This window comes from Ferrimonas futtsuensis DSM 18154, assembly GCF_000422645.1.
Classification (GTDB): domain Bacteria; phylum Pseudomonadota; class Gammaproteobacteria; order Enterobacterales; family Shewanellaceae; genus Ferrimonas; species Ferrimonas futtsuensis.
This window is the reverse complement of sequence record NZ_AUGL01000008.1, coordinates 171388-189964: the sequence shown is the minus strand read 5'-3', so window position 1 is coordinate 189964 and position 18577 is coordinate 171388. Positions and strand designations below refer to the sequence as shown.

Sequence of the window (18577 nt, the reverse complement as noted above, 5' to 3'; positions counted from 1 at the left end):
GACGATTTCAGGGCATTAGTCACGTTTCTCTGCTCCAATCCACTGGGAGATCACTTCGGCCACCCGGGCCGGTTCCTCCTTGGCCAGCATGCCAAGGTGCTCCAACTGTACGGTCAGGGGTGAGCCGGGTTCCGGCAGCCCCAGGGCGACGATGGCACTGCTCAGCCCCTGATGCTCAGGCTCGGCCTGCGGCGGCGGTGCCAGCTCTGGCGGGTTGTCGGCGACGGCAAGCGGCGGCGCCTCCTTGGGCATCCGCTCCACCTTGATCAGGTGACTCACCATGGGACGCAGCACGAAGAAGATCAGGCACAGACCCACTAAGCCGCCCACCAGATAGCGGAAATACTGCGCGTACTCAGGAAGTTGCCACCAGGGCATCGGTTCCACCGGCGTCTCGGTCACCACCGCAAAAGGGAACACCGACAGGGAAAACTGATCACCGCGATTGGCATCGAATCCGATGGCATCACGCACCATCTGGGCCATCTGGTCCTGCTGAGCCTGGGTCCAGGGCTGCTCCCCCTCGGATCGCTGATTCACCAGAACGGAGACGGACAGCTGCTTCAGTTGCGCCTGTTGATACTTGGTGTGGCGCACCGAGCGCCCCGCCTCGAAGTTGCGGCTGGACTCCTCACTCAGGGTACTGGACTGATTTGAGGGCTGCTCCCCCTGCTGGGCCGGAGGCTGATTCGAGAGTGCGCCGGGGATCCCCAGGGCCAGGGAGCCGTTGTTCTGGTTGCTGCGCACCTTCTCCTGCAGCAGCACCACACTGGGATCGACACTCTCCTGAGTCTCCTCCACCTGATCGAAGTTGATGTCGGCGGAGAGCTGCACCCGGTATTGCTGAGGGCCCAGTACCGGCAGCAGCATGCTTTCTGCCCGCTGGATCAGCTGCTGCTCCAGGGTTCGGCTGTACGCCACCTGCTGGGCGCTCAAGCCGCTGGCGTTGTGGCCCATGGCCTCATCCCCCGCCAGCAGTTCACCACGCTGATTCACCAGTTGCACCCGCTTGGGGCTGAGTCCGGGCACACTGCCCGCCACCAGGTTGACCACGGCGGCCACCTGACCCGGGCTCAGGGTTTTGCCCGGCTGCAGATCCACCATCACCGACGCCGAGGTCTGGGCATCCTGCTTACGCACAAACAGGGTGCGCTTGGGGATCGCCAGGTGAACCCGGGCGGCCTTTACCGGATCCATGGCCATGATGGTGCGAGCCATCTCCCCCTCCAGACCATGGCGGTATCTGGCCTGCTCCATAAACTGGCTGGTGGTCACGTCACTGTCGAGGTTGTCCAGGCCGCTGGGCAGCTGAGCCTGGATGCCGCGCGCCGCCAGCACCATGCGTACCGCCCCCACCTGATCGTGATCCACCAGCAATTGGCCGGTACCCCGGTCAATCTGGTAATCGATCCCTTCGGACTCCAGCACCTCGATGATCTGGGCACTGTCGTACCCCTCCTGGTTGCCGTACAGGGGGCGCAGGTTGCCCCCGGACTTCCACAGCACCAGGACGATGACGGTGGCGGCGATCACCGCCAGCACCGACACCAGCAACACCTGGCCCTGGCCGCCTTCTGAACGGATAAAGCGCCGCCAGACGCTGCGAACGCCTTCCAGAGACCCCAGGGGTTGAGCGGCTTGGGATAATACGGTCGACATAGTGCTCCCCTAGATAGGCATCTTCATGATCTCGTCCAGCGCGGCCACCAGACGGTTGCGAATCTGCACCATGGCGCTGAATGAGAGGCTGGCTTTCTGGGACGCCACCATGGCGCCCACCAGATCGTCGCTTTCCCCGGTTTCCACCGCAGCGGTGCGGGCGGACGACAGGTTCTGGTCGGCATTGACTGACACGACCTTCTGCTTCATCAGCTCAGAGAAGCTGGCGGCCTCGGCCTGATCCTCGGCCGGCCGGATGATGCCCGCCGCCTGGTCCTTCTGCAGGGCCAGGGTCGCCAGCATCGATTGCTCGGTATTAATGCTCATGATTGCTCAGCTTCCTCTATGCGGCACATTCGGCGCTTTTGATAATGGCATCGACGTCGATGCCCGCTTCCCGCATCTGCGCCATCTTGTAACGCAGCGCCCTGGTGGTCATCCCCAGGGTCTCGGCGCTGCGGCTACGATGGCCGCCGAACCGCTTCAGGGTGTCGATGATGTACTGGAACTCCGCCTGCTGCTTGGAGGCCTTCAACCCCTGGCCGGCGGCACAGCTCGCTGGCATCACCTGCTGCTGGGGCAACCCAAGCTCCAGGGCCTGCAGGGCGGTGCCACGGCGCATCACCAGCGCCCGCTGTACGCAGTTGTCCAGCTCTCGGACATTCCCCGGCCAGTCATGGGCCAGCAGCGCGGCGCGAGCGGCTTCGCTGAAGTAGCAGCTGTCATCCCCCGCAAGGTGGTTGTGGCGTTCCAGCAGGTGATCCGCCAGGGGCAGGATATCCTCGCGGCGGTCCCGCAAAGGGGGCAGGAGCAGAGGCAGTACATCCAGGCGGTAGAAGAGATCCTCACGGAAATTGCTCTCACTCACCTCTTTTCGAAGGTCCTTGTTGCTGGCGGCGATGATGCGGATATCCAGGTTGATGGGCTTGTGACACCCCAGGCGTTCCACCTCCCGCTCCTGCAACACCCTGAGCAGCTTGGCTTGCAGCATCAGCGGCATCTCACCAATCTCATCCAGAAGCAGGGTGCCGCCGTTGGCCAACTCGAACTTGCCCGCCTTGTCCGCATGGGCACCGGTAAAGGCGCCCTTGGCATGACCAAACAGCACCGACTCCAGCATCGATTCCGGAATGGCGGCGCAGTTGACCGCCACAAAGGGCTTGTCCGCCCGGGCTGAGTGGCGGTGAATGTAGCGAGCCAGTTGCTCCTTCCCGGTACCACTCTCCCCGGAGAGCAGCACACTGGCCTCGGTGGAGGCGGCGCGATGCGCCAGCATCAGCAGCTGGCGGCTGGCCGGAGCTTCCGCCACCAGATCCGCACGGCTGCTTTCGATGGTGATCAGCCGGCGAATCAGGCGGTGCAACTGCTCCAGATCCAGGGGGGCCAACAGATAGTCCTGGGCGCAGCAGCTCAGGGCCGCGCTGGCCACCTCACCGGCATCCGGATCGACCAGCACCACTTTCATGCTGCCGGCCACCTCGGCCATCTTCTGGCTGACCTGCTCGGGAGCGCATCCCTGCAAGCCGACCAGGGTCAGCCAGGCGGGTTTGCGGCTGTCGATATCCAGCAGGTTAAACCCTTGAAGATCCAACTGAGCCCGGTCGCACCCGCTGAGTTCGAACCCGGCGATTCGAATGGAATAATCGCTCATTCTCCGCTCTCCTGAGCATTGAGTGTTTTTGGCAGGGTGCTGCTCATGTCCGGCGCCTCCGCCTGCGAGGGCGGCAGGTCATCACCGGCCATCACCAGGCGAATGGTAACCCTGCGGTTCTTGGCGCGTCCGGTGGCACTGCCATTACTGACCAGGGGGAAACGCTCCCCATGGCCTCGAATCTCTATCTTTGCCGCAGGTACACCCGCCGCCACCAACCGGGCTGCGATCTCATCGGCCCGGGTGCGGCTCAGCACCAGGTTGGCCAGGCTGTCACCATCGCTGTCGCTGTGACCATCCACCAGCACCTTGCGGATGCGGCTGTCTGCCTGCACATAAGCGGCAGCGGCATCGATGCTGTCTGCGGCGCCGGAAGCCGGTTCCACAGCGCCGCTGGGATAAGGGATCTCCAGTCGTCTCACCTGCTCATAGGAGACGGGCAACAGTTGCTTCAGGCATTGGCGCATCGCCAGAGCGGCAGGCTGCCCCTGAACATTGGCACTGGACACCTGCCATTGCTGTCCCTGCGAGTCGCTCAGCACCACCTGCCAGTTCCAGCCCAGTTCCAGAGCCTGAAGGAAGGGCTCGCCCGCCCCAACCAGTCTGGCTTGGCTCTGTTGCCAATGGGCAGGATAGTGATGTCCGGCATCGGGAGAGGAGGGTTGCCAGCCCGGCTTCTGAAGACTGAATCTGGCATCGATGCCCTGCTCTGGGAGCCAATCTGATTCCAGCGCCAGAGAGAGTGAGTGACCGGCGTGACGGCTTAATACAAATCGGCCGAAATGATCGACTTCATGTATGAGGCGACACTGAAATTTGTCACCGTCAAATTTCCACCCAGCTCTTTCCAGCGGGGTATCAAATTTAACCACCGCAGCATTGGCCAGCGCCGGAAAAACGACAGCCGTCAAAAATACCTTATTTACAAAACTAGACATTATAGCCACTGGGCGAATTTTTAAGAATTGACAGACTATTATTTTTCCACCCAGAAAATCAAGTTTGGATTTATATTTTTCTTCCCGCCAATCAGTAAGATTCATTTTTCGCAAAATCCCATTGAACACCCCGCAAACCACTGATATGGTAGCCATCGCCGTGAATAACACGCATAACTTGAACAACGTATTTTTGACTTTGTCAGATAATTGACTGAGGTTCTAAATATCATTCAAGAGTGAAGAATTAAATTTAAACCGTGTCCACACGATAGATCGATATATTGCGCACCAATCATATTGGACAGCGTTTTACACCCAGGCCAGGTCTAGTGGCAGCAGGGTTTTACGAATTTAAGCTCAATTAAAGAACAGTTCATAATGAAGACAACAGCAAAAGCAAAACTATTCGCTGGTGACACTGATGCAACGGTAAGACCTGTGGTTTTGGTCCAGGAAAAACTGGCTCGCAGCCGCCTGCTTCGCCAGCTTGAGCTGGGTTACAGCCAGATGCTGGACGCCGTGCTGCAGATCTTCAAGCCCCTGATGCGCCTTGGTCAGGCCACCCCGATCCGGGTCCGGTTGGACGAGCAGCCCCTGCCCGCGGATCAGGGCAATGCCTGTTTTGTCCTCAGCCATGGGCGAACCGCCCTGGCCTGGCTGGCCATCGACCGCTGCACTCTGGATCAGTTGGCCAGCAGCTATTATGGCGGCGCCAGTCAACGACTGGTCAGCCCCCTGCGCCCCATCAGCCACTCCGAATTGCGTCTGGCTCACCGTATCGTCGAGACCAGCCTGGAGACACTGCCCAAGACCCGACTCTCCATGGAAGAGCTGGACCTGGAGGTGGTGCCCAGCCTGGATGGCATTCAGTCGCCCGCGTGCTGGCGCTTCGAGTGGCCCAGGAGCCACCCCTTCGAGCCCATCCGTTTCTATGTCAGTGAAGCCCTGCTCGGCTCCCTGTCTGAGCAGCGCACCGAGCACAAGGCCGATCCTGAGCTGATGTCCAAGGTCAAACAACGCATGACCCAGATCCCGGTACAGGCCCGGGTGGAACTGGCCCGCAAGGCGGTACCGGTCCAGACACTCAACGAATTAAAACAGGGCGATATTCTGCCCATCCATCTGCACGCCCGCTGCCCGGTCACCATAGGTGGCCGCACCCAGTTCTATGCCAGCGTGCATGCCCAAGACGGCAAACTGGTGGCCAAGCTCAACCAGGATGCCCATAAAGCCGAGGAGTACTAACGTGGTTGATGACAACCTGCTGGATGATGACCTGTTGTTGGATGATCTGCTGGAGGAGGAGGTGCCGACGGCGACCGCCTCTGCGGCCCCTCAATCCCGGTCCAAGAAAGACATGGGCTTCTTTCAGCAGTTGCCCGTCCAGGTCTCGTTGGAGCTGGCCAGTGCCGAGATGACCCTGGGAGAACTGACCACCCTGGGAGAGGGGGACGTGATCACCCTGGACCGCATGGTGGGTGAACCCCTGGATCTGCGCGTCAACGGCGCCCTGTTGGGGCGTGGTGAGGTGGTTGAAGTCAATGGCCGCTATGGCGTTCGCCTGCTGGAGGTGGAAAATACCAAGGTCTCCGGCGGCTACGATGGCTAAGCTGGCCCGCTTCTGGCCCCTGCTGCTGTTGCTCCTGCCCTTTGCCGCCAGTGCTGAGGGCCTGACCCTGCTGACGCTGGATGACGGTGACCAGTCCCAGGCAGTCAACATCAAGCTGGAGATCCTGGCGCTGATGACCGCCATCAGCCTGCTGCCGGCGCTGCTGCTGATGACCACCAGCTTCACCCGAATCATTGTGGTGCTGGCGGTACTTCGCCAGGCACTGGGCTTGCAACAGAGCCCCCCCAACAAGGTGCTGCTGGGGATCGCCCTGATCCTGACCCTGTTTATCATGCGACCGGTGGGCGAGCAGATCTACGCCGACGCGGTGCAGCCCTATGACGGCGGCGAGATCAATCTGGTGGAGGCCGCCAGCCGGGCCGAAGTACCGCTGCGCGCCTTCATGCTGGCCCAGACCCGGGAGTCGGACCTGGAACAGATGATGCGCATCTCCGGCGATTCTCTGGATCTGACCCCGGACCAGGTGCCCTTCCTGACCCTGATGCCCGCCTTCGTGCTCAGTGAGCTCAAGACCGCGTTCCAAATCGGCTTTCTGCTGTTTCTCCCCTTCCTGGTCATCGATCTGGTGGTCGCCAGTGTGCTGATGTCCATGGGGATGATGATGCTGTCGCCGCTGATCATCTCCCTGCCGTTCAAGCTGATGGTGTTTGTGCTGGTGGATGGCTGGAGCATGACGGTGGGCACCCTGGCCGCGAGTTTCGGATAGCCTCATGGATACTCAAGTACTCAGCACCCTGTTTGCCGACGCCGTATTACTGGTGGTCAATATGGTGGCGGTATTGATTCTCCCCGGCCTGGCCCTGGGGATCGTCATCGCGGTGTTTCAGGCCGCCACCCAGGTCAATGAACAGACCCTGAGCTTCCTGCCCAAGCTGATCATGACCCTGCTGATGGTGCTGTTTGCCGGCCACTGGTTGCTGCAACAGGTGATGGACCTGTTTCAGCGTCTGTTCAATGACATCCCCTACCTCATCGGCTAGCCCATGCTGACCCTGACCAGCGCCGAACTGGGCAGCCTACTGGGCCACATCTGGTGGCCCTTCTGCCGGCTGATGGGCGCCTTCAGCATGATGCCCATGTTCTCCAGCGCCCACATCACCATCCGCGCCAAAGTCCTGCTGGCCCTGGTGCTGTCTGTGGTGATGGCTCCCATGGTGCCCGCGCCGCCCCAAGTGGACGCCGCCTCGCTCACCGCGGTGCTGCTGGCCGCCGAGCAGATCCTCACCGGCATGCTGCTGGCGTTTCCCCTGCTGCTGCTGATCCATGTGCTCACCGTGCTCGGCTCTGTGGTCTCCATGCAGATGGGCCTCTCCATGGCAATCATGAATGATCCGGTCAACGGCATGAGCCAGGCCATCGTCAGCCAGTTGCTGATGCTCTACGGCATCCTGATGTTCCTGGCCCTGGAGGGACATCTGGTGGCCCTGGGCATCCTGGTGGACAGCTTCACCCTGTGGCCGGTGGGCAGCGGCATTTTCAACCTGCCCATGGAGATGCTGGCCCTGAGGTTTGGCTGGATCTTTGCTTCCGCCCTTACCCTGGCGGTACCGGCGGTCACCGCCATGCTGCTGGTCAACCTCACCTTTGGCGTCCTCAGCCGGGCCGCCCCCAGCCTCAACGTCTTCGCCCTGGGCTTTCCCATGTCGATGATGATGGGTCTGGTGTGCCTGCTGTTGGTGTTCACCGGCCTCCCCGGCCTGTACGCGCAGCTGACCAGTGATGCCTTGCGGGTCATGCTGCAAGCCATTGGGGGGACGCCATGAGCAATGAGCAGTCCGGCGACAAAACCGAACAACCCACGGCCAACCGGCTGCGAAAAGCCCGGGAGCAGGGCCAGGTTGCCCGATCCAAGGACTTTGCCAGCGCCGTGTTGCTGCTGGGGGCCGCCACCCTGCTGGACAGCGGCAGTGGTTACCTGGCCAGTTTCGTTCAGGGGGTGGGGGCCAACAACTTTTCCGTCAGCCGGGCCGCCCTGGCGGTGCCCGGCATGATGCAGCAGCACCTGGGGCTGACCCTGCTGATGCTGCTGCAGAGCCTGGTGCCGCTGTTGGCCGGTCTCTATCTGCTGACCGCGGCGGCGGCCTCCCTGCCCGAAGGCCCCCTGCTCAACCTGGGCAACGCCGGATTCAAACTCAGCCGCATCAGCCTGATCGCCGGCTTCGGCCGGCTGTTCTCGCTGAACGCCCTGGCAGAGCTGGGCAAGTCGATCCTCAAGGTGGCGCTGATCGCCGGCACCATGCTGATCTACCTGCGCCAGGTGTGGATCACCCTGCCCAAACTGGCCCAGCAGCCGCTGCCGCTGGCCCTGGAGCGGGCGTCCGACCTGCTGGTTACCGGCCTCTACTGGCTGGCGGGCGCCGTCGCCATCGTGGGGGTGATCGACCTGCCGTACCAGGCCTGGAGTCACAAGCGAAAACTGAAGATGAGCAAGCAGGAGATCAAGGATGAGCACAAGCAGCAGGAGGGCAAGCCGGAGGTCAAATCCCGCATCCGCCAGCTGCAACAGAAGATGGCCCGCAGCCGCGCCGAAGTGGCGCTGCCCCAGGCGGACGTGCTGCTGATAAACCCCAGCCACTATGCGGTGGCGCTCAAATATGAGCCGGAAAAGGCCGATGCCCCCTACGTGCTGGCCAAAGGGGTCGACGAGGTCGCCCTCTACATGCGCTCCCTGGCACCCAAATACGAGCTGGAGGTGGTCAGCGCGCCCCCTCTGACCCGGGCCATCTACCACTCTACCCAGGTGGAGCAGCAGATTCCGGCCCAGCTCTACCACGCCATTGCCCATGTACTCAGCTATGTGCTGCAGCTCAAGGCCCACCGACGTGGCAAGCAGGGGCGCCCCGCCCCCCTGCCCCAGTTCCACATTCCCCAACACCTGCGTCACGATTGAGGATAACCGATGACACGGCTGCTACAGTCCCTGACTAACAACAAAGGCTTTATGGGCATCCCGGTGATGCTGCTGGCGATCCTCGCCATGGTGATTCTGCCACTGCCCCCCTGGCTGCTGGACATCCTGTTCACCTTCAACATCATTCTGGCGATCCTGGTGCTGCTGGTGTCGGTCTCCATCCGCCGTCCCCTGGAGTTTTCGGTCTTCCCGACCCTGCTGCTGCTGGCGACCCTGATGCGGCTGACCCTGAACGTCGCCTCCACCCGGGTGGTGCTGCTCGAGGGCCACCAGGGTGGCGACGCCGCCGGTAAGGTGATCCAGGCCTTCGGTGAGGTGGTGATTGGCGGCAATTACGTGGTGGGTGCGGTGGTCTTCCTGATCCTGATGATCATCAACTTCGTGGTGATAACCAAGGGGGGGGAGCGTATCTCCGAGGTGTCCGCCCGTTTCACCCTGGATGCCCTGCCGGGCAAACAGATGGCCATCGACGCCGATCTCAACGCCGGCACCCTGACCCAGGAGCAGGCCAGAACCCGGCGCCAGGAGGTGGCCCGGGAGGCGGACTTCTACGGTGCGATGGACGGCGCCTCCAAGTTTGTCCGCGGTGACGCCATCGCCGGCATACTGATCCTGGCCATCAACATCATCGGCGGCATCTGCATCGGCATCTTCATGTACGACCTCGGCGCCGCCGACGCCTTCAAGACCTACGCCCTGCTCACCATCGGTGATGGCCTGGTGGCCCAGATCCCATCACTGCTGCTGGCCACCGCCGCCGCCATCATCGTTACCCGGGTGTCCGACGCGGAAGAGATGCCCAAGCAGCTCTCCCGCCAGCTGCTGGCCAACCCCAGGGTGCTGGGCACCGCCGCCGGCGTCATGGCGATCCTGGGGCTGGTTCCCGGCATGCCCGCCCTGGTGTTCCTCTCCTTTGCTGCCGTAATCGGCTTCGTCGCCTTCCGTCAGTCTCAGTTGGCCCCGGAAACGCCGCTGGAGGAGGTGCAGGAGAAAGCGCAAGAGCTGGTCAGCGAACCAACCCAGCCCAGCTGGGACGCCCTGCCCCACACCGACATCATCGAACTGGGTGTGGGCTATCGCCTGGTGCATCTGGTGGACCGCAGCCAGGGGGCGGAGTTGATCAAGCGGCTGACCGGCATCCGTCGTACCCTGTCAGAGCAGGCGGGCTTCCTGCTGCCGGAGGTTCGGGTCAGGGACAACCTTTCCCTGCCCCCCAATGGCTACCAGATCGCCATCCTCGGCACCCCGCTGGCCAGGGCGGAGCTGCAACCCGAGCGCTTGCTGGCGATCCAGAGCGGACAGGTGTACGGCAACATCGAGGGGATCATCACCAAGGACCCGGCCTACCAGATGGATGCCATCTGGATCGACAGCAACGACAAGGCCAAGGCGCTGAACCTGGGCTATTCGGTGGTGGATCACGCCACCATCATCGCCACCCACGTCAGCAAGCTGCTGCGGGAAGCGCTGCCAGAGATGCTACAACACGATGACATCAACGCCATCGGCGAACGACTGGCCATGGTGGCACCCAAGCTGTCGGAAGCGCTCTCCACCGCCCTGACCCCGGTACAACAGCTGAAAACCTTCAGGCTGCTGCTCAGGGAGCAGGTCTCCCTCAAGGACATTCGCACCGTGGCCACCACCCTGCTGGAGTCCAGTGACGCCACCCAGGATCCGGTGCTGCTGGCCGCCGATGTGCGCTGTGCCCTCAAACACAATCTGGTGCACCAGGTCGCCGGCGACAGTGGCAAGCTCAGCGTCATCACCCTGGCCCCTGAACTGGAGCAGCAGCTGCTGACCTCACTCAACCAGGCCCAGCAGGGTGGTCAGGTGGCCCTGGACTCCTTCCCGGTGGATCCCCAGTTGCTGGCCAGGCTGCAGCAGGCGATGCCCGAACAGCTGGCGGCGGCTCGCCAGCAGGGGCACCCCGCCATGCTGCTGGTGGCCCCTCAGCTCAGGCCGCTGCTGGGCCGCTACGCCCTGGCCTTCGCCCGTGGCCTCAATGTGCTCTCCTACAACGAGGTCCCCGAAACCCGGGAACTGGAGATCGCCGCCCAGCTCACGGCATAACCGCTTCTCCCAGCCACGGAACGGCTTTTCCGGCCCCGCATGCGGGGCCTCTTTTCACCCAGCTCCCCAGCGCGTACAATGGCGCGCTTTGATTGCCGGAGACCCAGATGCAGCCCCTGAACAGCACCACCCACCCAGACGCCATCCCCCAGGGCAGCGAAACCCTGCGCAAGGCGGTGCGGGCCGCCATCCTCGACGGCGATCAGATCCTGCTGCTCTATACCGAGCGTTATGAGGATTACAGCCTCCCGGGTGGCGGCGTCGATCAGGGGGAAAGCCTGGAGCAGGCGCTGCTGCGTGAAGTGGCCGAGGAGACCGGGGCCGCCAACCTGACCATTATCGAAGAGCTGGGCCTGTTCGAGGAGCTGCGCCCCTGGTACAAGGAGGACGCCGACAACCAGAGGATGCTCTCCTACTGCTACCTGTGCAGCGCCGACCGTGACCTGGGCGAAACCCGGCTGGAGCACTACGAGCAGCAGAACGGCATGCGTCCGCTGTGGGTCAACATCCACGACGCCATCGCCCACAATCACAAGACCATGGCCGCCAGCCCCAAGGCGGGCATGTCCATCCAGCGGGAAACCTGGCTGCTGGAGCACCTGGCGGCGCGCCTGGATGACTGCCAGGAGCGGGTGGCTTAACACCTACAAGAAAAAGGCGCCGATGGCGCCTTTTTTCATGAGCTTGATTTAGGCCACTGCCCCGCTGGCTTTCAGTTCGGCAACCTCCTCCTCCCCGTACCCCAGCTCCCTGAGCACCGCCTCGCTGTGCTCCCCCAGAGCCGCGCCGGGTTGGATTGGCCCCTGACGATTCAGCGGACAGGCCAGCTGTGTCAGGGGTTGCCCCTGATGGGTCAGCTTACGAATCATGCCTCGCTCCACAAACTGCGGATGAACCATCGCCTCCTTCAGGTTGAGCACCGGCTCCACACAGCAATCCAGCGGGGCAAACCTCTGTTGCCAGTGGGCCAGAGTCTGACCGGCCATCACCCCGGCGATCTCCCGCTTCAGTTCAGACTGCTGCCCCGGTGGCGCCAGGGCATGCGTTGCCCACTGGGGACGCTCGATGGCCTGAAAAAACGCCAGGACAAACTGGGGCTCCAGGGCCCCCACCGCCAGGTAACGGCCGTCGGCGGTGGCGTAGTAATCGTAGAGACTGCCGCCATTGAGCATTTCAGAGCCCGGGTGCGGCACCGGGGCCCCACAACCCACCGCCGCCGCAGCCATGGCGTTCAGCGCCAGGGCCCCCTCGACCATGGCGATATCCAGATGTTGCCCCAGACCACTGCTCTGGCGCTCAAACAGCGCCGCCAGGATGGCGATCACCGCCTGCTGGGAGCCCCCGGCCAGATCCGCCACCTGGGTGCCACTGAGCACAGGCTCAGAGCGGCCGCTGTAACTGGCCAGCCCGGACAACGCCAGGTAGTTGATGTCGTGACCCGCCCTGTGGGCCAGGGGACCGCTCTGACCGTAACCGGTGAGGGAGCAGTAGATAAGCCTCGGATTACACTCCCTCAGGCTGGGGTAATCCAGCCCCAGCCGAGCCATCACCCCGGGGCGGAACTGCTCCAGCAGGATGTCGTGCTCCGCCACCAGGCGGCGAACCACCTCGGTTGCCTGTGGCGCCTTGAGATCCAACGCCAGGCTGCGCTTGTTGCGGTTGATGGTCAGGTGCGCTGCCGACTCCCCACCCACACTGGGGCTGAGCTGCCTGAGCAGATCCGGTCTGGAGGGGGACTCGATGCGGGTCACCTGCGCCCCCATGTCCGCCAGCAGCTGACTGGCGAAGGGCCCCGGCAACAGGGTGGAGAAATCCAGCACCTTGAGGCCGCTCAGGGTACCCCTGGCTTCGGGGCTCATTGCTGCTCCAGCATCTTGCGGGCGATGATCAGCTTCATCACCTCGCTGGTGCCGGCGTAGATGCGCTGCACCCTGGCGTCGGCCCAGGCCCGGGCCACCGGGTACTCCCACATGTAGCCATAGCCGCCGTGCAGCTGCAGACACTCATCCAGCACCTCACCCTGAAGCTCGGTGGTGAGCAGTTTCACCTGGGCCGCCATGGCCGCATCCAGTTTGCCCTCCAGATGCAGTTCGATGCAGCGGTCGGTAAACACCCGGGCCGCATCCACCTTGGTGCGGCACTCCGCCAGCTTGAACTGGGTGTTCTGCAGCGCGGCGATGGGCTTGCCGAAGGCACGTCGCTCCGCCACATAGGCCAGGGTCTGCTCCAGAATCGACTCCGCATTGGCCACCGCGTTGCTGGCCACCGACAGTCGCTCCTGGGGCAACTCCCGCATCAGGTAGGCGAAGCCGGCCCCCTCCTCGCCCAGCAGGGCATCGGCGGGCAGGCGAACATTGTCGAAAAACAGCTCTGAGGTGTCCTGGGCCTTCATGCCGATCTTCTCCAGATTGGTGCCGCGGCTGAATCCGGCCATCCCCTCCTCCACCAGGAACAGGCTGAAGCCACGGGAGCCCGCCTGCGGGTCGGTGCGGGCCACTACGATCACCAGGTTGGCGTGCTGACCATTGGTGATGAAGGTCTTGGCGCCGCTGAGCAGCCAGCCGTCACCGTCACGCTGCGCCTTGGTCTTGATCCCCTGCAGATCCGAGCCGGTGCCGGGCTCGGTCATGGCGATGGCAGTCACCAGCTCACCGCTGATGCAGCCCGGCAGCAGCCGCTGCTTCTGGGCCTCGCTGCCGTAATGGAGGATGTAGGGCACGGCGATGTCCGAATGCAGGCCCCAGCCCAGGCCGGACGCGCCGACACGGGCGATCTCCTCGTTGATGATGACGTTGTAGCGAAAGTCCACCTCCACCCCACCATAAGCCTCGGGCAGAGTCGGGCAGAGGAAGCCCTGTTCCCCCGCTTTTAACCACAGGCCCCGATCGACGCAGCCCTCCTTCTCCCACTGGGCGTGGAAGGGCACCACCTCCGCCTCCAGGAAACGGCGGACGCTGTCGCGAAACAGTTGATGATCGCTGTCAAACAGAGTTCTTGGAAACATGATTTCCTCCTTGAGAATCGATTGGAATCAATAGCCCTGGCCTTTAGCAGCCCGCGCTCTGAGGCCATCGGGCACCCGGAAACGCTCGCCGCAGTTCTCGGCCAGTTGGTCCGCCCGGGCCACAAAGGCCTTGGGGCCCAGGTGGTCGATGAACTGGACGGCACCGCCGCTCCAGGCGGGGAAGCCGATGCCGAAGATGGAGCCCACGTCCGCATCCCGGCGATGGTTGAGCACCCCCTCCTCCATGCAGCGAATGGTTTCCACCGCCATGATGAACATCAGCCGCTCCTTAAGTTCCTGCACATCGGGCTGCACCTCAGCCTGGGGGAAATGCTGGGACAGGCCGCTCCAAAGCCGCTTTTTCTCCCCTTTGGGGTAGTCGTAGAAGCCGCAACCAACGGCCTTGCCGGCCCGCTCCAGCTCCAGCATGCGGTCAATTACCGGGTCCGCCTCCTTGGGCGATGCGGCGATCCCCTCCTCAGCCAGGTCCGCCACCGTCTGGTTGCGGATCTTCTTCATCAGGGTCAGGCTGACCTCATCGGAGACCGCCAGGGGCCCGACCGGGAATCCTGCCAGCCAGGCGGCGTTCTCGATGGCGGCCGGGGCCACCCCCTCTGCCAGCATGGCGATCCCCTCATTGGTGAAGGTGCCGAACACCCGGGAGGTAAAGAAGCCACGGCTGTCGTTGACGACAATGGGGGTCTTGCCCAGTTGCAACACAAAATCATAGGCCCGGGCCAGGGACTCGGCTGAGGTCTGCTGACCGCAGATGATCTCCACCAGAGGCATCTTGTCCACTGGTGAGAAGAAGTGCAGGCCGATGAAGCTCTCCGGTCGCCTGGAGGCCTGGGCCAGGCCGGTGATGGGCAGGGTCGAGGTGTTGGACGCAATCAGAGTCGTGTCCGCCAGCACCGCTTCCGCCTCCCGGGTCACCTTAGCCTTGAGGTCGCGGTTCTCGAACACCGCCTCTATCACCAGCTCACACCCGGCCAGTTCCGCCACCGATTCCGTCGGCACAATGCGTTTCAGCAACTGCTGGGCCTGAGCGTCGCTGCTGCGTCCCCGCTGGACCCGCTTCGCCATCAGGGCCTCACTGTAGGCTTTGCCCTTCTGTGCCTGCGCCAGGCTGATGTCCTTGAGCACCACCTCGATGCCCCTGGACGCGGCGGCATAGGCGATGCCCGCCCCCATCATTCCGGCGCCCAGCACCCCAATCCGGCTCACTTTAGAGGGTGAGAACTGCTGAGGACGCCCAGCTCCCCCCTTGATGGCATTGAGCTCAAACCAGAAGGTGTTGATCAGGTTTTTCGCCTGCTGGCTGCACACCAACTCGACAAAGTAGCGGGACTCGATGCGACAGGCGGTGTCAAAGTCCACCTGAGCCCCCTCCACCATGGCACAGAGTATCGCCTCAGGCGCCTGCATCACCCCCTTGGTTTTCTTACGCAACATGGCCGGGGCCACCGCCAGCATCTGCGCCACCTTGGGGGAGCCGGGGCTGCCACCGGGCAAGCGATAGCCCTTCACATCCCAGGGCTGGGCCATCTGGGGATGGGCCTGGATATAGGCCTTGGCCGCCTGCAACATCTCCTGCTCCGAGTCTGCCAATTGGTGCACCAGGCCGGCTTCCAACGCCTCGGCCGGGGAGAACTGCCGCCCCTCGGTCAGCAGAGGCAGCGCCTGCTGCAAACCGAACATGCGCACGGTGCGAGCCACGCCGCCCCCACCAGGCAACAGCCCCAGGGTGACCTCGGGCAGCCCGATTCTCACCCCCTTACTGTCCAGGGCGATACGATGGTGGCAGGCCAGGGCCAGTTCCCAGCCACCACCGAGGGCGGCGCCGCCGATGCAGGCCACCACGGGCCTGCCATCGGTCTCCAGGGCGCGCAGGCTGGCCTTGATTGACTCCACCATCTTGTAGAAAGGTTCGGCGCTCTCCCGGGTCACCTGGGCAATCTGGCCCAGATCGCCACCGGCAAAGAAGGTGCTCTTGGCCGAGCGCAGGACGATGCCTTTGTAGTCCATCTCCTGGATGGCTGAGACTGTATGAGCCAGGTCCTCGGCAAAGGCCTGGTCCATCAGGTTGGCGGAGGCGCCGGACCTGTCCAGCACCAGGTGGAGGATGCCATCGCTCTCCAGTTCGATTCTTATGCTGCTCATGATCTGCTCCCTCAGACTCGCTCGATGATGGTGGCAATGCCCATGCCACCGCCCACGCACAGGGTGGCCATGCCCCGCTTCAGATCCCTGGCCTCGAGCTCATCGAGCAGGGTACCGAGGATCATGGCACCGGTGGCCCCCAAGGGGTGACCCATGGCGATGGCGCCGCCATTGACGTTCACCTTATCCAAGGGCACATCCATCTCCTTGATAAAGCGCAGCACCACCGAGGCAAAGGCTTCGTTCACCTCATAGAGGTCGATGTCGTCTGCGCTCAGCCCGGCCAGGGCCAGCGCCTTGCGGGCCGCCGGAGCCGGCCCGGTGAGCGTGATGGTGGCATCGGTGCCCACCACGGCGGTGGCAATCACCCTGGCCCGGGGCGTCATATTGAACTGCTGACCGGCGGCTTCGCTGCCCACCAGCACCAGGGCGGCGCCATCGACGATGCCCGAGGCATTGCCCGGGGTGTGCAGGTGCTCGATGCGCTCCACCTGGGGATACTTGGCACGGGCCACCTCATCGAAGCCCATCTCCCCCAGCGCCTGGAAGGAGGGCTTGAGCCCCCCCAGGGTCTCCAGGGTGCAGTCCGGCCGCACCAGTTCGTCGTGATCCAGCAGGGTCAATCCGTTTTGGTCGGTCACCGGCAGCACGCTGTTGGCAAAGGCGCCCCGCGACCAGGCGGCCGCCGCATTGTGGTGAGAACGCTGGGCGAAACTGTCCAGCTGCTGCCTGGAATAGCCATCCAGAGTCGCAATCAGATCTGCACCGATGCCCTGGGGCATGAATCCGGTGGCCAGGTTGGTGGCAGGGTCATTGGCCCAGGCGCCGCCGTCGGAGCCCATGGGCACCCGGGACATGGACTCCACCCCGCCGGCCACCACCAGTTGCTCCCAGCCGGAGCGCACCTTCATCGCCGCCATGTTGACCGCCTCCAACCCGGAGGCGCAGAATCGGTTGAGGGTCACTCCGGCCACATCATCGTCCCAGCCCGCAGCCAGGGTGGCGGTCTTGGCGATGTCCGCCCCCTGATCCCCCACGGCAGACACGCAGCCGAGGACCACGTCGTCCACCGCGCTGGTGTCGAAGCCGTTACGCTGCTGCAGACTGGCAAGCAGTGAGGTAATCAGAGAGATGGGTTTGGCCTCGTGGAGGGCCCCGGTTGCCTTGCCCCGCCCCCTGGGGGTGCGGATGGCATCAAAGAGGTAGGCGTGCTGAGTCATCAATCGTCCTTGCTGAAGTGAGCCTGTTATCACTCTAGGCAAGGTGGCGGAATTTGATAATGACCTTTCTTGTCAAAGGCAGTGACCTTACTGCTCATCACCATGCTCCAATGGCGATGCCCGGACATAAAAACGCCCCCGAACTCAGGCTCAGGCGCTTGTAACCGACGCAATATTATCCAGTAAGGATAAGTTCAAAAGGGCATGAACAGCACATTGAAGTAGAATGACCGTGTAACGTTGCCTAAAGATATAGGCGGTGACTAAGGATTCTGGTTACCATTACCAAAGTTCTGACACTGATTGCTCAACTTCAGAGCGCAATGCCAGCAAAATAAGTCTTTTATCCGCCCTACCCTCATCTCCTTGCCAATCCAATTGATCCAGCGTATGGCAACACAGACTGATCAGGTCTTCAATCTTAAATGTGTCCTGAGGAATAAACACATGGTTGGATATCACCATCCCCCCACGACCGATTAAAGTCATCTGCCGAAGCACCTGAAATAGAAGCTCCTTATCCGCTTTGACCTTACCGCTATCGACCAAGTCCGAAAACTGCTTCTTAAATCTTATCGTGGACATATCAAAAATGCGCTTGAACTTTTCTCTGGTTTCCGGCCGGGCCTGATTGAATATCGCCTTATTGGTACCTATAAGATCCAGTGACGCGCTGTCTGGGTAGAACTGTCTCAAGTAAAACTGGTAGCAGTGACAACAGACAATTTTTTCCTTTGTTGACAGATCCATCCTGCCAAACTTATACATTGACTCGGCTAGAGTTTCTATGACCGAACTGAACAGATAAACCAGCAAATCATCTTTAGAGGCAAAGGTGCGATATAAAGTGCCAGCGGTTACCTCCACCTCTTTGGCAAGCTCATTCATCGAGAACTGCAAATAGCCCTGCTCTCTGATCAACCTCATGGCGGCTTTGGCAATTTTAACCTTTCTTATCTGAGCTTTATTAAACATTGTAACGTCCAGTGTTGCGTTCTCGTGCAGATAGGAGCGTTGCTCCATCACTCGTATGGCTCCACTATAACACTGAACTCAGCTGCGGCTAATTTGGCCCTGAATGGCAAAAACTCCATCCACCTCTTGATTCAAAATACAGAGCTCACACATAAGCGCCTGATTTAAAAGAATTAATCTTGTAATCAGATCAAGCGCCTGTCGCTCCCCAAAAATGGAGAAACTCTCCACTTCGAACTGGGATGGCAGATGTGATAACACACAGAGCGTGACGCTGATCACATCCAAGGCGCCGACTCCGTATGAAACATTCACCTCGACAAACCGAAGCGTGACACCGATCACACCACCAA

The 18577-nt window shown here is 62.1% G+C and carries 17 protein-coding genes; 8 read left to right on the top strand and 9 right to left on the bottom strand.

The genetic code is table 11. The features are described 5' to 3' along the window. Positions 1–15: 15 nt before the first annotated feature. From fliF to G505_RS20795, 4 genes are read right to left on the bottom strand one after another with little or no spacing between them, the layout of a single operon-like run. Positions 16–1659: a flagellar basal-body MS-ring/collar protein FliF gene (gene fliF / locus G505_RS0107085; protein ID WP_028108942.1), complete on the bottom strand. Its 1644-nt coding sequence runs from the start codon at positions 1657–1659 to the stop codon at positions 16–18. Between the two features lie 9 nt (positions 1660–1668). Beyond that, positions 1669–1986: a flagellar hook-basal body complex protein FliE gene (fliE, locus tag G505_RS0107080; protein ID WP_028108941.1), complete on the bottom strand. Its 318-nt coding sequence runs from the start codon at positions 1984–1986 to the stop codon at positions 1669–1671. A 16-nt stretch (positions 1987–2002) separates the two neighbouring features. Beyond that, on the bottom strand, positions 2003–3310 hold the full coding sequence (locus G505_RS0107075; RefSeq protein WP_028108940.1) for a sigma-54 interaction domain-containing protein: 1308 nt from the start codon (positions 3308–3310) through the stop codon (positions 2003–2005). Further along, entirely contained in the window at positions 3307–4221 is a 915-nt protein-coding gene (locus G505_RS20795) for a MotY family protein (protein WP_051215952.1), read from the bottom strand. The genes G505_RS0107075 and G505_RS20795 overlap by 4 nt, the downstream gene beginning before the upstream one ends. Before the next feature lie 468 nt (positions 4222–4689). Here G505_RS20795 and G505_RS0107065 point away from each other — a divergent pair, with 468 nt between their 5' ends. From G505_RS0107065 to G505_RS0107030, 8 genes are all read left to right on the top strand, one after another. Beyond that, positions 4690–5496 carry a FliM/FliN family flagellar motor switch protein gene (locus G505_RS0107065; RefSeq protein WP_051215951.1) on the top strand — a complete coding sequence of 269 codons (807 nt, stop codon included), beginning with the start codon at positions 4690–4692 and terminating at the stop codon, positions 5494–5496. A 1-nt stretch (position 5497) separates the two neighbouring features. Continuing rightward, positions 5498–5860: a FliM/FliN family flagellar motor switch protein gene (locus G505_RS0107060; RefSeq protein ID WP_028108938.1), complete on the top strand. Its 363-nt coding sequence runs from the start codon at positions 5498–5500 to the stop codon at positions 5858–5860. After that, complete coding sequence (gene fliP, locus G505_RS0107055) at positions 5853–6587, top strand: flagellar type III secretion system pore protein FliP (RefSeq protein WP_028108937.1); 735 nt, start codon at positions 5853–5855, stop codon at positions 6585–6587. The genes G505_RS0107060 and fliP overlap by 8 nt, the downstream gene beginning before the upstream one ends. A 4-nt stretch (positions 6588–6591) precedes the next feature. Then, positions 6592–6861: a flagellar biosynthetic protein FliQ gene (locus G505_RS0107050; protein WP_028108936.1), complete on the top strand. Its 270-nt coding sequence runs from the start codon at positions 6592–6594 to the stop codon at positions 6859–6861. 3 nt (positions 6862–6864) lie between these two features. After that, the gene (gene fliR / locus G505_RS0107045; RefSeq protein WP_028108935.1) at positions 6865–7644 is read left to right on the top strand and encodes a flagellar biosynthetic protein FliR; all 780 of its coding nucleotides are present in this window, start codon (positions 6865–6867) and stop codon (positions 7642–7644) included. Next, on the top strand, positions 7641–8771 hold the full coding sequence (gene flhB / locus G505_RS0107040; protein ID WP_028108934.1) for a flagellar type III secretion system protein FlhB: 1131 nt from the start codon (positions 7641–7643) through the stop codon (positions 8769–8771). Before fliR ends, flhB begins: the two co-directional genes overlap by 4 nt. A 9-nt stretch (positions 8772–8780) precedes the next feature. Beyond that, positions 8781–10865, top strand: coding sequence for a flagellar biosynthesis protein FlhA (flhA, locus tag G505_RS0107035; RefSeq protein ID WP_028108933.1), 2085 nt, complete (start codon positions 8781–8783; stop codon positions 10863–10865). Positions 10866–10972: 107 nt separating this feature from the next. Then, entirely contained in the window at positions 10973–11506 is a 534-nt protein-coding gene (locus G505_RS0107030) for an NUDIX hydrolase (RefSeq protein ID WP_028108932.1), read from the top strand. Positions 11507–11554: 48 nt separating this feature from the next. On the opposite strand, the gene G505_RS0107025 is transcribed toward G505_RS0107030, so the two are convergent. The 5 genes from G505_RS0107025 to G505_RS0107005 all read right to left on the bottom strand — a co-directional run bounded on the left by G505_RS0107025 (position 11555) and on the right by G505_RS0107005 (position 18272). Beyond that, positions 11555–12724: a CaiB/BaiF CoA transferase family protein gene (locus G505_RS0107025; RefSeq protein ID WP_028108931.1), complete on the bottom strand. Its 1170-nt coding sequence runs from the start codon at positions 12722–12724 to the stop codon at positions 11555–11557. Then, complete coding sequence (locus G505_RS0107020) at positions 12721–13869, bottom strand: acyl-CoA dehydrogenase family protein (RefSeq protein ID WP_028108930.1); 1149 nt, start codon at positions 13867–13869, stop codon at positions 12721–12723. The genes G505_RS0107025 and G505_RS0107020 overlap by 4 nt, the downstream gene beginning before the upstream one ends. A gap of 27 nt (positions 13870–13896) precedes the next feature. Then, positions 13897–16029: a 3-hydroxyacyl-CoA dehydrogenase NAD-binding domain-containing protein gene (locus tag G505_RS0107015; protein WP_028108929.1), complete on the bottom strand. Its 2133-nt coding sequence runs from the start codon at positions 16027–16029 to the stop codon at positions 13897–13899. 11 nt (positions 16030–16040) lie between these two features. Next, a complete protein-coding gene (locus tag G505_RS0107010; RefSeq protein WP_028108928.1) occupies positions 16041–17249 on the bottom strand; it encodes an acetyl-CoA C-acetyltransferase in 1209 nt (402 codons plus the stop codon). 282 nt (positions 17250–17531) lie between these two features. Further along, the gene (locus tag G505_RS0107005) at positions 17532–18272 is read right to left on the bottom strand and encodes a TetR/AcrR family transcriptional regulator (RefSeq protein ID WP_028108927.1); all 741 of its coding nucleotides are present in this window, start codon (positions 18270–18272) and stop codon (positions 17532–17534) included. Positions 18273–18577 lie beyond the last annotated feature (305 nt).